Here is a 12,477-nt window from a genome sequence, read left to right as displayed (position 1 = left end):
TCGCCGGGAGCGGTGCCCCGGTAGCCGAGACCCGTGCTTCCTGTCGTCGGCGGCTCAGGCGACGACAGTACGCCGCAGGTATTCCGCGGTCAGCGACCGGCCGTCGGCCAGCAAGGCCGCCGGAGTGCCGGCGAAAACGATTTCGCCACCGTGCTTTCCGCCGTCCGGGCCGAGATCGATCACCCAGTCGGCCCGTGCGACGACGTCCAGGTCGTGTTCGATGACGATCACCGTGTTCCCGGCGTCCACCAGCCGGTCCAGCAACGCGACCAGGGTGTCGACGTCGGCCATGTGCAGCCCGGTGGTCGGTTCGTCCAGCACGTAGACGGCGGCTTCGCGACTACGCCGGAGATGATCGGCCAGTTTGACGCGCTGGCGCTCGCCGCCGGACAGCGAAGTCAGCGAGCGGCCGAGCGCGAGGTAGCCGAGACCGACGTCGAGCAGTGAGCGCAACGGCGTGCGGATGCGCTGGTCGCCCTCGTCCGCCCAGAAGTTCAGCGCCTCTTCGGCGGGCATCTCCAGCACGTCGGCGATGGACGCTCCGCGAATCTCGTAGGCGAGCGCTTCCTGGCGATAGCGGCGTCCGTGGCAGGTCTGACAGACCGTGGTGACCGGATCCATATAAGCCAGGTCGGTGAAGATCACTCCCGCGCCATCGCATGCTCCGCAGGCGCCGTCGGAGTTGAAGCTGAACAAGCCCGGTCGCACACCGTGCTGCTTGGCGAAGAGCTGACGCAGCGGGTCCATGATGCCGAGATACGTGGCGGGGCTGGAGCGCCGGGAGGCGGCGATCGCGGACTGGTCCACCGCGATGACCTGCGGGTGCGCGGCGACGAACGCGCCCGATACCAGCGTGCTCTTGCCGGAGCCCGCCACTCCGGTGACCGCCGTGAGCACTCCCGTCGGAAACCGCGCGGTGAGATTCTTCAGGTTGTAGGAGTCGGCGTCGGTGACGGTGAGCCATCCGGCCGGCTCGCGGACGTCTGCCTTGACCCGCCGCACCCTGCGCAATCCCGCACCGGTCGGCGTCCGCGCGACCCGCAGCTGATCGACGGTGCCTTGGAACACCACCTGCCCGCCGCGTGAGCCCGCGCCGGGCCCCATGTCGATCACGTGGTCGGCGACGGCGATGACGTCGGGGGAGTGCTCGACCACCAGGACGGTGTTCCCTTTGTCCCGCAAGCCGGCGAGCAGGGTGTTCAGCCGTCCCACGTCGCGGGGGTGCATACCGACGCTGGGCTCGTCGAAGATATAGGTCATGCCGGTGAGGCTGGAGCCGAGATGCCGGACCACCTTGAGGCGCTGGGCCTCGCCGCCGGACAGGGTCGCCGTTTCCCGATCGAGCGACAGATAGCCGAGCCCGACCTCCTCGATCCGGCGCAACCGGGCGATGGCGGCCCACGCTATCGGCCGAGCCACCGGATCGTCCAGGCCCGTGAGCACCTCGATGAGATCGGTGATCTCCAGCCTGCCGTAGTCGGCGATGCCGAGCCCATCGATCCGGCTCGCCAGCGCCGCGGCGTTGAGCCGGGCGCCACCGCAGTCCGGGCAGATCTCCTCGGTGACCACCGCTCGCGCGGCCGCGCGATTCCTGTCCGACAGCGCGTTGAGATCACGTTTCACGTACAGACGGTCGAACCGCTCCAAGAGACCCTCGTAAGCGTTGTTCCCCGCCGATCCGTTCCGGTTCTTGCGCGGGACACGGAAACCCTTGCCGTGCAGGAACAACTGCCATTCCTCGGGCGTGAACTCCCGCAGTGGCTTGTCCGGGTCGAAAAGTCCCGACTCCGCGTACAACTGCCACTGGAAGGTTCCGACCGCGAAGGGCCCGAAGGTGATGGCGCCCTCGTTGAGCGACTTGCCCGCATCGATGAGCCGCTCCAGATCCGGGCGCACCACATGGCCCAGACCGCCGCATGCGGGGCACATGCCCAGCGGGTCGTTGAACGAGTAGCGCGTGGCCTCGCCCGCGCTCGGCACGCTGTGCCGGGAGAACAGCACGCGGATGATCGACTGGATGTCGGTCATGGTGCCGACCGTGGATCGGGAATTGCCGCCGATCGGCTTCTGGTCGACGACCACGGCGGGCGCCAGATTGTCGATCGCCTCCGCCTCCGGGCGCTCGTACTTGGGCAGCCGGTTGCGGATGAACCAGGTGAAGGTCTCGTTCAGCTGCCGCTGCGATTCGACCGCGACGGTGCCGAAGACGATCGACGACTTACCCGAACCGGACACGCCGGTGAAGACCACGATCTTGCCCTTGGGAATCGTCAGTGAGACGTCGCGGAGGTTGTTCTCGCGCGCCCCGACGATCGTGATGGTGTCTCGATGAGCATGCACGGAGGCGAGGCTAGGAGCCGATGAGGTCGGTTTCTGTCCTCTTTCACGGCCATACTGGAGCGCGTGACCCGGACCGCCGAGCGGCTGCTGCAGCTGCTCTCGCTGCTGCAGACCCGCCGCGAATGGAGCGGTCCGGATCTGGCCGCGCGGCTCGGGGTCACGGTGCGGACCGTGCGCCGGGACGTCGAGCGCCTGCGTGAGCTGGACTATCCGGTGGTCGCCAGCCTGGGAGCGGTCGGCGGGTACCGCTTACAGGCGGGCGCGGCGCTACCGCCGCTGCTGCTCGACGACGAGGAGGCGGTCGCGATCACCCTCGGACTGCGCGGCGCCGCACAGGGCGCGGTCTCGGGTATCGAGGAATCGGCGGCCCGCGCTCTGGTGAAACTGCAGCAGGTCTTGCCGTCGCGGTTGCGGCGCCGGGTCGACGCCTTGGACACCACCACCGTGTCGCTGGGCGGGCCCGCCGCCGGTCCGATGATCGATCCGGAGGTGCTGGTCGCCCTGGCCGCCGCCGCGCGCGACGGCGAGCGGATCCGCTTCCGGTACCGGGACAAGGCCGACGCGCAGACCAGCCGCCTCGCCGAACCGCACAGCCTGGTCTCCGCGGGTCGACGCTGGTATCTGGTGGCCTGGGACGTCGACCGCGCCGATTGGCGCACCTTCCGCGTGGATCGGTTGACCTCACCGCAACCCATCGGAACACGCTGCGTACCCCGAGCGCTGCCCGCCGAGGACGCGGCGAGCTTCGTGACCAGCCAGCTGGCCCGCTCCAGGCCGGCTCGCCAGGTCGTCCTGCGCGTGCATGCCTCCGCCGACCACCTGATCGAATCGTTCCGGGTGCGCGCACAGGAGATCGAACCGTTGGACGCGCGAACCTGCCTCCTGCGCACCTCGCCGGATTCCCTGGAGTGGACCGCCCTCCGCATAGCGCACCTGAACCTGGACTTCGAGGTCCTCGAACCCGCCGAGATGAAAGACCTGCTCGCCGACCTCGGCGCCAAACTCCTTCGTGCTGCCGGGCACGTGCGCTAGAGCAATCCCGCGCGGCGATCCGCGGAACATTCCGGCGCTGCGCGATGCGGCCCTCGCGTTCGGCGACGCGAATCCGGTCGGGCATCGCGCCGCGCTCCGCTGGGCGGCTGATCGCCCACGGGCGCCATTGCCTCTCCGGGCGACAGAATCGATCTTGTGGTGGTCTGAATCACAGTCGTGTCATTCGGCCCGTCGTTCCGCCGATCGCACGCCTCTGACCTGCGAAATGACGCGCTGCCCAGGCGATTTGACGAAGCGTTTTCCGCCGCGTAACTTATTCCAAGTCAGAGCGACACGGACACCGACCCGGAGCCGAGAAGCAAGGCGGAGACGCCGAGCGGAAGGACCGGGAAACGAGGTAGGACGAGGAGCGCCTGGCGATCACACTGGCTCGGTCGCGAGCCCGATTTTGATCGGGTGAACGAATGAGCTAAGCTGGGAAAGTTGCCTCACTGAAGTTCCGGTGAATTCCGGAGTGAATGTGTGTGCGTGTGTTCTTTGAGAACTCAATAGTGTGTCGATGAATGTCAGTGCCAAATGTTTTATTTGGTTCCGGCTCTTCCCGCTCCCCGTGTGGGAGGGTCGGACATTTTAGTCAGCTTTTTGCTGGCGATTGTTTTGCTGGGTTTTCGGACTCTGGTTATTACTTTTGATTGCGCCTTTCGGGGTGTGATTTGAGTCTTCAACGGAGAGTTTGATCCTGGCTCAGGACGAACGCTGGCGGCGTGCTTAACACATGCAAGTCGAGCGGTAAGGCCCTTCGGGGTACACGAGCGGCGAACGGGTGAGTAACACGTGGGTGATCTGCCTCGCACTTCGGGATAAGCCTGGGAAACTGGGTCTAATACCGGATATGACCTGCTGTCGCATGGCGGTGGGTGGAAAGATTTATCGGTGCGAGATGGGCCCGCGGCCTATCAGCTTGTTGGTGGGGTAATGGCCTACCAAGGCGACGACGGGTAGCCGGCCTGAGAGGGCGACCGGCCACACTGGGACTGAGACACGGCCCAGACTCCTACGGGAGGCAGCAGTGGGGAATATTGCACAATGGGCGAAAGCCTGATGCAGCGACGCCGCGTGAGGGATGACGGCCTTCGGGTTGTAAACCTCTTTCGACAGGGACGAAGCGCAAGTGACGGTACCTGTAGAAGAAGCACCGGCCAACTACGTGCCAGCAGCCGCGGTAATACGTAGGGTGCGAGCGTTGTCCGGAATTACTGGGCGTAAAGAGCTTGTAGGCGGTTTGTCGCGTCGTCCGTGAAAACTTGGGGCTCAACCCCAAGCTTGCGGGCGATACGGGCAGACTTGAGTACTGCAGGGGAGACTGGAATTCCTGGTGTAGCGGTGAAATGCGCAGATATCAGGAGGAACACCGGTGGCGAAGGCGGGTCTCTGGGCAGTAACTGACGCTGAGAAGCGAAAGCGTGGGTAGCGAACAGGATTAGATACCCTGGTAGTCCACGCCGTAAACGGTGGGTACTAGGTGTGGGTTTCCTTCCACGGGATCCGTGCCGTAGCTAACGCATTAAGTACCCCGCCTGGGGAGTACGGCCGCAAGGCTAAAACTCAAAGGAATTGACGGGGGCCCGCACAAGCGGCGGAGCATGTGGATTAATTCGATGCAACGCGAAGAACCTTACCTGGGTTTGACATACACCGGAAACCTGCAGAGATGTAGGCCCCCTTGTGGTCGGTGTACAGGTGGTGCATGGCTGTCGTCAGCTCGTGTCGTGAGATGTTGGGTTAAGTCCCGCAACGAGCGCAACCCTTATCTTATGTTGCCAGCGCGTAATGGCGGGGACTCGTGAGAGACTGCCGGGGTCAACTCGGAGGAAGGTGGGGACGACGTCAAGTCATCATGCCCCTTATGTCCAGGGCTTCACACATGCTACAATGGCCGGTACAGAGGGCTGCGATACCGTGAGGTGGAGCGAATCCCTTAAAGCCGGTCTCAGTTCGGATCGGGGTCTGCAACTCGACCCCGTGAAGTTGGAGTCGCTAGTAATCGCAGATCAGCAACGCTGCGGTGAATACGTTCCCGGGCCTTGTACACACCGCCCGTCACGTCATGAAAGTCGGTAACACCCGAAGCCGGTGGCCTAACCCCTTGTGGGAGGGAGCCGTCGAAGGTGGGATCGGCGATTGGGACGAAGTCGTAACAAGGTAGCCGTACCGGAAGGTGCGGCTGGATCACCTCCTTTCTAAGGAGCATGTCTGCGCGATCGCCTCGAACAGTCGAGTGTGGTCGTGCCAGAGACCGTTTCGGAAGCAATCGTCTTCCGGCGGGAGCTCATGGGTGGAACGCTGGCATGTGCCTCGAAGATGCTGGGAGCCTGAGTGCTTCTGGTTCGGGGATGTAGTCGACACACTGTTGGGTCCTGAAAGAACAGGCGTTCTTTCCAGGCAAAAAATACGATCCGCCCGGATTTCCTTGATACCTCGGGGTTTTTGATTTCGATGGTCTTGGAGTTCGATTCGGTGTGGGTGTGTTGTTTGAGAACTGCACAGTGGACGCGAGCATCTTTGTTAGTAAGTGTTGAAGAGCGTACGGTGGATGCCTTGGCACCAGGAGCCGATGAAGGACGTAGGAGGCTGCGATAAGCCTCGGGGAGCTGTCAACCGAGCTGAGATCCGAGGATTTCCGAATGGGGAAACCCGGCACGAGTGATGTCGTGTCACCTGCCGCTGAATATATAGGCGGTTGGGAGGGAACGTGGGGAAGTGAAACATCTCAGTACCCACAGGAAGAGAAAACAATTGTGATTCCGTGAGTAGTGGCGAGCGAAAGCGGATGAGGCTAAACCGTTCAGATGTGATACCCGGCAGGGGTTGTCTGGGCGGGGTAGTGGGGCTCACTTTCTCGATTCTGCCGAGTCGAGCGACAGTCAGAAAAGTTCGTGTTAGTCGAAGTGGTCTGGAACGGCCTGTCGTAGAGGGTGATAATCCCGTAGACGAAAACACGTGCTCTGTTGTAGTGGGTGCCCGAGTAGCAGCGGGCCCGTGAAATCTGCTGTGAATCTGCCGGGACCACCCGGTAAGCCTGAATACTCCCTGGTGACCGATAGCGGACTAGTACCGTGAGGGAAAGGTGAAAAGTACCCCGGGAGGGGAGTGAAATAGTACCTGAAACCGTGCGCTTACAATCCGTCAGAGCCTTCCCTTCGGGGTGGGGTGATGGCGTGCCTTTTGAAGAATGAGCCTGCGAGTCATCGGTGTGTGGCGAGGTTAACCCGTGTGGGGTAGCCGTAGCGAAAGCGAGTCCGAATAGGGCGTGTGAGTCGCATATCATGGACCCGAAGCGGAGTGATCTACCCATGGCCAGGGTGAAGCGACGGTAAGACGTCGTGGAGGCCCGAACCCACTTAGGTTGAAAACTGAGGGGATGAGCTGTGGGTAGGGGTGAAAGGCCAATCAAACTCCGTGATAGCTGGTTCTCCCCGAAATGCATTTAGGTGCAGCGTCGCGTGTTTCACACCGGAGGTAGAGCTACTGGATGGTCTAGGGGGCCTACAAGCTTACCGAAATCAGCCAAACTCCGAATGCCGGTGTGTGAGAGCGCGGCAGTGAGACTGCGGGGGATAAGCTTCGTAGTCGAGAGGGAAACAGCCCAGATCGCCGGCTAAGGCCCCTAAGCGTGTACTAAGTGGAAAAGGATGTGGAGTCGCGAAGACAACCAGGAGGTTGGCTTAGAAGCAGCCACCCTTGAAAGAGTGCGTAATAGCTCACTGGTCAAGTGATTCTGCGCCGACAATGTAGCGGGGCTCAAGTACACCGCCGAAGCCGCGGCACTCCAGCATTATTCTGCTTTCGAGCCAGGAGCTGGGGTGGGTAGGGGAGCGTCGTGTAGCCATGGAAGCAGCAGTGTGAGCTAGTTGTGGAGGCTACGCGAGTGAGAATGCAGGCATGAGTAGCGAAAGACGAGTGAGAAACTCGTCCGCCGAATGACCAAGGGTTCCTGGGCCAGGTTAATCCGCCCAGGGTGAGTCGGGACCTAAGGCGAGGCCGACAGGCGTAGTCGATGGACAACGGGTTGATATTCCCGTACCCGTGTATCCGCGCCCAGTGGCGAATCAGTGGTGCTAAGTGCCCAAATGTGGATGGACTTCCTTCGGGAAGCTTGAAGCGGCTGCGCACGACCCCTGCTGTAGTAGTCAAGCGATGGGGTGACGCAGGAAGGTAGCTGGGCCAGGTGATGGAATACCTGGTGTAAGCCTGTAGGGCGAGTGGTAGGCAAATCCGCCATTCATACAGCCTGAGAGGTGATGCGTAGCCGATTGAGGCGAATTCAGTGATCCTATGCTGCCGAGAAAAGCCTCTAGTGAGTTGGTACACGGCCCGTACCCCAAACCGACACAGGTGGTCAGGTAGAGAATACCGAGGCGATCGAGAGAACTGTGGTTAAGGAACTCGGCAAAATGCCCCCGTAACTTCGGGAGAAGGGGGACCACGTCTGGTGACCGGCTTTACGCTGTGAGCTGGGTGTGGTCGCAGAGACCAGAGAGAAGCGACTGTTTACTAAAAACACAGGTCCGTGCGAAGTCGTAAGACGATGTATACGGACTGACGCCTGCCCGGTGCCGGAAGGTTAAGAGGACCGGTTAGCGCCTTCGGGTGCGAAGCTGAGAATTTAAGCCCCGGTAAACGGCGGTGGTAACTATAACCATCCTAAGGTAGCGAAATTCCTTGTCGGGTAAGTTCCGACCTGCACGAATGGCGTAACGACTTCTCTGCTGTCTCAACCACAGACTCGGCGAAATTGCATTACGAGTAAAGATGCTCGTTACGCGCGGCAGGACGAAAAGACCCCGGGACCTTCACTATAGCTTGGTATTGGTGTTCGGTACGGTTTGTGTAGGATAGGTGGGAGACTGTGAAGCGGGCACGCCAGTGTTCGTGGAGTCGTCGTTGAAATACCACTCTGGTCGTATTGGACTTCTAACCTCGGACCCTGATCGGGTTCAGGGACAGTGCCTGGTGGGTAGTTTAACTGGGGCGGTTGCCTCCCAAAATGTAACGGAGGCGCCCAAAGGTTCCCTCAGCCTGGTTGGCAATCAGGTGTCGAGTGCAAGTGCACAAGGGAGCTTGACTGTGAGACTGACAGGTCGAGCAGGGACGAAAGTCGGGACTAGTGATCCGGCACCGGCATGTGGAAGCGGTGTCGCTCAACGGATAAAAGGTACCCCGGGGATAACAGGCTGATCTTCCCCAAGAGTCCATATCGACGGGATGGTTTGGCACCTCGATGTCGGCTCGTCGCATCCTGGGGCTGGAGTAGGTCCCAAGGGTTGGGCTGTTCGCCCATTAAAGCGGCACGCGAGCTGGGTTTAGAACGTCGTGAGACAGTTCGGTCTCTATCCGCCGCGCGCGTCAGAAACTTGAGGAAGGCTGTCCCTAGTACGAGAGGACCGGGACGGACGAACCTCTGGTGTGCCAGTTGTCCTGCCAAGGGCACTGCTGGTTGGCTACGTTCGGAAGGGATAACCGCTGAAAGCATCTAAGCGGGAAGCCTGTTCCAAGATGAGGTTTCTCACCACCTTTGAGTGGTTAAGGCCCCCCACAGACCATGGGGTTGATAGGCCGGAACTGGAAGCACGGTAACGTGTGGAGGTGACCGGTACTAATCGGCCGAGGACTTACCAACAAAGGTTGCTACGCGTCCACTGTGCGGTATCTGAAACAACACACAGACCGCTTACACCCTCCCACGGGGTTCCCTCACCTTTTCGGTGAGCGGTTCGTGTGGGGTGGGTGTGGGGGGTGTGGATAGTTTCATAGAGTTACGGCGGCCATAGCGGTAGGGAAACGCCCGGTCCCATTCCGAACCCGGAAGCTAAGCCTGCCAGCGCCGATGGTACTGCACTCGACAGGGTGTGGGAGAGTAGGACACCGCCGGAACATTCATTGCGATAGGGGACCCAGATACTGGGTCCCCTATCTGCGTTCGAGCACCCAAAAAGCTCCGAAAGGCCCCCGACGATCGTCGGGGGCCTTTCGTCGTTTATCCGGAAATTGCTTTTCCTTACCGATCAATGGCGAGCGTGCTCGTCAATTCACGTGCCGCGCTGCGCGTAGCATCCACGAAATCCTCGCGTTCGGCTCGGGTCGTCGCGGAACGCAACGGTCCCAGCTGCACTTCGTAGGCCGCGGTGCCGCTCGCGTCGAAAACCGGCGCCGCCAGATAACTCAGCGGCAGTACCTCCTCCGAATCCAGCTCTGTCCGGCTGAAGGGCCGTGACGTGAGCGCGGCGAGCTGACGAAGCGCGCGCGTGCGCAGATGAGGTTGCAGCAGTTCGGATCCCACCGCGCCGAGCAGATCGGCGAGCAGATCGACCATCCCCGCGTCGTCGGCGCGTGGTCGGAAGACGGCCACCCCACGATCGCGTACCAGCGCCAGGAGCGCACCGGCCATCCGTCGATCCTCTTCGGTGGCGGTGCGCAGCCAGGTGTTCTGTTCGTTCGCCGGACGCCACGGCATGACGCTGGCACCGGCCGGGAATTGGAGCGGAATGCGATGCCCCACCGGGATTCCGGGAACGACGCGGTCGACGCCGTGCCGCACGTCGAGCACGGTGAGCCGGTCGGGTTCGATGCGGCTGAACGTGGCGCCGTACCCGGTCCGGGCAGCCAGGCCGGCGAGGAGGTCGCCGACGCCGTGCGGGAGCGCGGCACCGTGCAGCCCGGCCAGGGCGGGCCCGATGACGTAGCCGCGAGCCGGGTCGCGGGCCACCCAACCGGCCGCGTCCAGTTCGGCCAGGATCGCGGTCGCGGTCGCGCGGGCGATACCGAGACGCTCGGCGACGCCCGCGACGCTGATCGGTTCACCGGAGGTCGCCAGCAGCGAGACGATATCGATGACGCGACGCGTCGGTGGCGACGCGGATCGGTCCGGCATTGCGGCAACCCCTTGTCCCGGCTCAGGTGAGCGACCTACGATGACGAATATTAGATCACACTCTGTCGAATATTCGTCACCAGCGTAGGGAGCGCGAATGATTCTGGACCGGTTCCGAATCGACGATCAGGTCGCCATAGTCACCGGTGCGGGCCGTGGCCTGGGCGCGGCCATAGCGGTCGCGTTCGCGGAGGCGGGCGCGGATGTCGTCATCGCCGCACGGACGGAGAGCCAGCTCGCGGAGGTCGCCGAGCGGGTCGCCGCCGCCGGGCGACAGGCCCACGTGGTGCCCGCGGACCTGAGCGACGCCGCTGCCACGGCGGCCCTCGCCGTGGCAGCGGTCGAACGCTTCGGACGGCTGGACATCGTGGTCAACAACGTGGGCGGCGCACTGCCGTGCCCGCTGCTGGACACGACGCCGCAGGCGCTGGCGCAGGCGTTCGACTTCAACGTCGTCAATGCGCACGCCCTGGTCAGGGCCGCCGTGCCGCACATACTCGAAACAGCGGGAGGCGGTTCGATTCTGAACATCACCTCCACGATGGGGCGCCTGCCCGGACGTGCGTTCGCGGCATACGGCACCGCCAAGGCTGCCCTCGCTCACTACACCAAGCTCGCCGCCCTCGACCTGAATCCACGCATCCGGGTGAACGCGATCGCGCCCGGCTCGATCCTGACCTCCGCGCTGGAGATCGTCGCGAGCAATGACGCCATGCGCACGGAATTGGAGACCAAGACGCCGCTGCATCGCATCGGCGAACCCGAAGACATCGCCGCCGCCGCGCTCTATCTGGTGTCGCCCGCGGGCAAGTACCTCACCGGCAAGATTCTCGAGCCCGACGGCGGCTTGATCATCCCGAACCTCGACCTCCCGATCCCGGATCTGTGACATGACATATCGCGTAGTGCAGTGGGGCACCGGCAATGTGGGCAGGCATGCCCTGGCCGGCGTCATCGCCCATCCCGAACTGGAACTGACCGGCGTATGGGTGTCCGGTCCTGCCAAGAGCGGCACGGACGCGGGAACCCTCGCGGGACTCGATCACCCGGTCGGCGTCACCGCCACGATGGACGCCGACGCACTGCTCGCGTCGCGCCCGGACTGCGTCGTCTACTGCTCGATGACCGACAACCGGCTGTTGGAAGCCGTGCAGGATCTGCAGCGCATCCTGGCCGCCGGGATCAATGTCGTCGCTTGCGCACCGGTGTTCTTCCAGTACCCCTACGGCGTGCTGCCCGACGAGCTGCTGAAACCGGTGCAGGAGGCGGCCGCGCAAGGCAATTCGTCGCTGTGGGTGAACGGAATCGACCCCGGTTTCGCCAACGATCTGCTCCCGCTCGCGCTCGCCGGGACCTGTCTGCGGGTCGACCAGGTGCGCTGTCTGGAGATCGTGGACTACGCCAGCTACGACAACCGTGCGGTCATGTTCGACATCATGGGCTTCGGCAAGCCCGTCGACGAGATCCCCATGCTGTTGCAGCCCGGTGTGCTGTCGCTGGCCTGGGGTGGCACGGTCCGTCAGCTCGCGGCCGGGATCGGCGTCACCCTCGATGCCGTCACGCAGTCCTACGAGCGCATCCCCGCGCCGGAGTCGTTCGACATCGTGACCGGGCACATCGCCGAGGGAACCGCGGCGGCATTGCGGTTCGAAGTTCGGGGCATGGTCGGGGACGTGCCGGTCACGGTGCTCGAGCACGTCACCCGGCTGCGCCCCGACCTGTGCCCGGACTGGCCACAGCCGGCGCACCCCGAGGGCTCCTACCGGGTCGAGATCACCGGCGAGCCCGATTACGCGCTGGATCTGGTGACCTCGAGCCGCAATGGGGATCACAACTACGCGACGGTCCTGGCGACCGGCCTGCGCATCGTCAACGCCGTCCCCGCGGTGATCGCCGCCCCCGCCGGAATTCTCACCGCGCTGGATCTCCCCCTGATCACCGCTCCCGCACACCGCCCTGGTCGGTGATCGCGTTCGGGCCGGCGCGGGTTTCCGGGCTTCCCTGATTGCCGACCGATCATGCGGCCATGCGGTTACGAGTGGGGGGCCTATTCGGCATGCGGCGGGGACAGCACTGCTCGATGCTTCGGCGGGCTTCGCACTGCGGTGCGACCCTGAGCCCTCGACCGGCACTGCGGCCGCGCGGTTCCGCAGGCGTGCCGTGTTATCGGGGGGGTCTGGTCTTCGACGGGCGGGGTCGCACGCGTCCGCCGT

General features: G+C 63.2%; 5 protein-coding genes and 3 rRNA genes. 6 read left to right on the top strand and 2 right to left on the bottom strand.

From position 1 onward, the window contains the following. Positions 1–54: 54 nt before the first annotated feature. Complete coding sequence (locus tag LTT66_RS36175) at positions 55–2,340, bottom strand: ATP-binding cassette domain-containing protein (protein WP_233062935.1); 2,286 nt, start codon at positions 2,338–2,340, stop codon at positions 55–57. A 63-nt stretch (positions 2,341–2,403) separates the two neighbouring features. On the opposite strand from LTT66_RS36175, the gene LTT66_RS36170 reads away from it, so the two are divergent. The 4 genes from LTT66_RS36170 (at position 2,404) to rrf (ending at position 9,267) form a co-directional block, all read left to right on the top strand. Continuing rightward, a complete protein-coding gene (locus tag LTT66_RS36170; protein WP_233062934.1) occupies positions 2,404–3,372 on the top strand; it encodes a helix-turn-helix transcriptional regulator in 969 nt (322 codons plus the stop codon). Positions 3,373–4,054: 682 nt separating this feature from the next. Further along, positions 4,055–5,573 (top strand): 16S ribosomal RNA (locus tag LTT66_RS36165). Positions 5,574–5,899: 326 nt separating this feature from the next. After that, positions 5,900–9,013, top strand: a 23S ribosomal RNA gene (locus LTT66_RS36160). A gap of 137 nt (positions 9,014–9,150) precedes the next feature. Then, positions 9,151–9,267 (top strand): 5S ribosomal RNA (rrf, locus tag LTT66_RS36155). The 16S, 23S and 5S rRNA genes sit together here, the layout of an rRNA operon. A gap of 124 nt (positions 9,268–9,391) precedes the next feature. On the opposite strand, the gene LTT66_RS36150 is transcribed toward rrf, so the two are convergent. Then, entirely contained in the window at positions 9,392–10,264 is an 873-nt protein-coding gene (locus tag LTT66_RS36150) for a helix-turn-helix domain-containing protein (protein WP_233062933.1), read from the bottom strand. A 97-nt stretch (positions 10,265–10,361) separates the two neighbouring features. Between LTT66_RS36150 and LTT66_RS36145 the strand changes: the two genes are divergently transcribed. Together LTT66_RS36145 and LTT66_RS36140 are read left to right on the top strand one after the other, a co-directional pair. Then, a complete protein-coding gene (locus LTT66_RS36145; RefSeq protein ID WP_233062932.1) occupies positions 10,362–11,153 on the top strand; it encodes an SDR family oxidoreductase in 792 nt (263 codons plus the stop codon). 1 nt (position 11,154) lies between these two features. Beyond that, on the top strand, positions 11,155–12,231 hold the full coding sequence (locus LTT66_RS36140) for an NAD(P)H-dependent amine dehydrogenase family protein (RefSeq protein WP_233062930.1): 1,077 nt from the start codon (positions 11,155–11,157) through the stop codon (positions 12,229–12,231). Positions 12,232–12,477: the final 246 nt, after the last annotated feature.

This window comes from Nocardia gipuzkoensis (genome assembly GCF_021183645.1).
Classification (GTDB): domain Bacteria; phylum Actinomycetota; class Actinomycetes; order Mycobacteriales; family Mycobacteriaceae; genus Nocardia; species Nocardia abscessus.
The sequence above is the reverse complement of the archived record's forward strand: the minus strand, read 5'-3'. Positions and strand labels throughout refer to the sequence as shown.

What these genes read in the sequence shown, in the direction of transcription:
- LTT66_RS36145 (WP_233062932.1), top strand. Translation starts at nt 10,362, where the DNA reads ATGATTCTGGACCGGTTCCGAATCGACGATCAGGTCGCCATAGTCACC.
- LTT66_RS36140 (WP_233062930.1), top strand. Translation starts at nt 11,155, where the DNA reads ATGACATATCGCGTAGTGCAGTGGGGCACCGGCAATGTGGGCAGGCAT.
- LTT66_RS36150 (WP_233062933.1), bottom strand. Translation starts at nt 10,264, where the DNA reads ATGCCGGACCGATCCGCGTCGCCACCGACGCGTCGCGTCATCGATATC.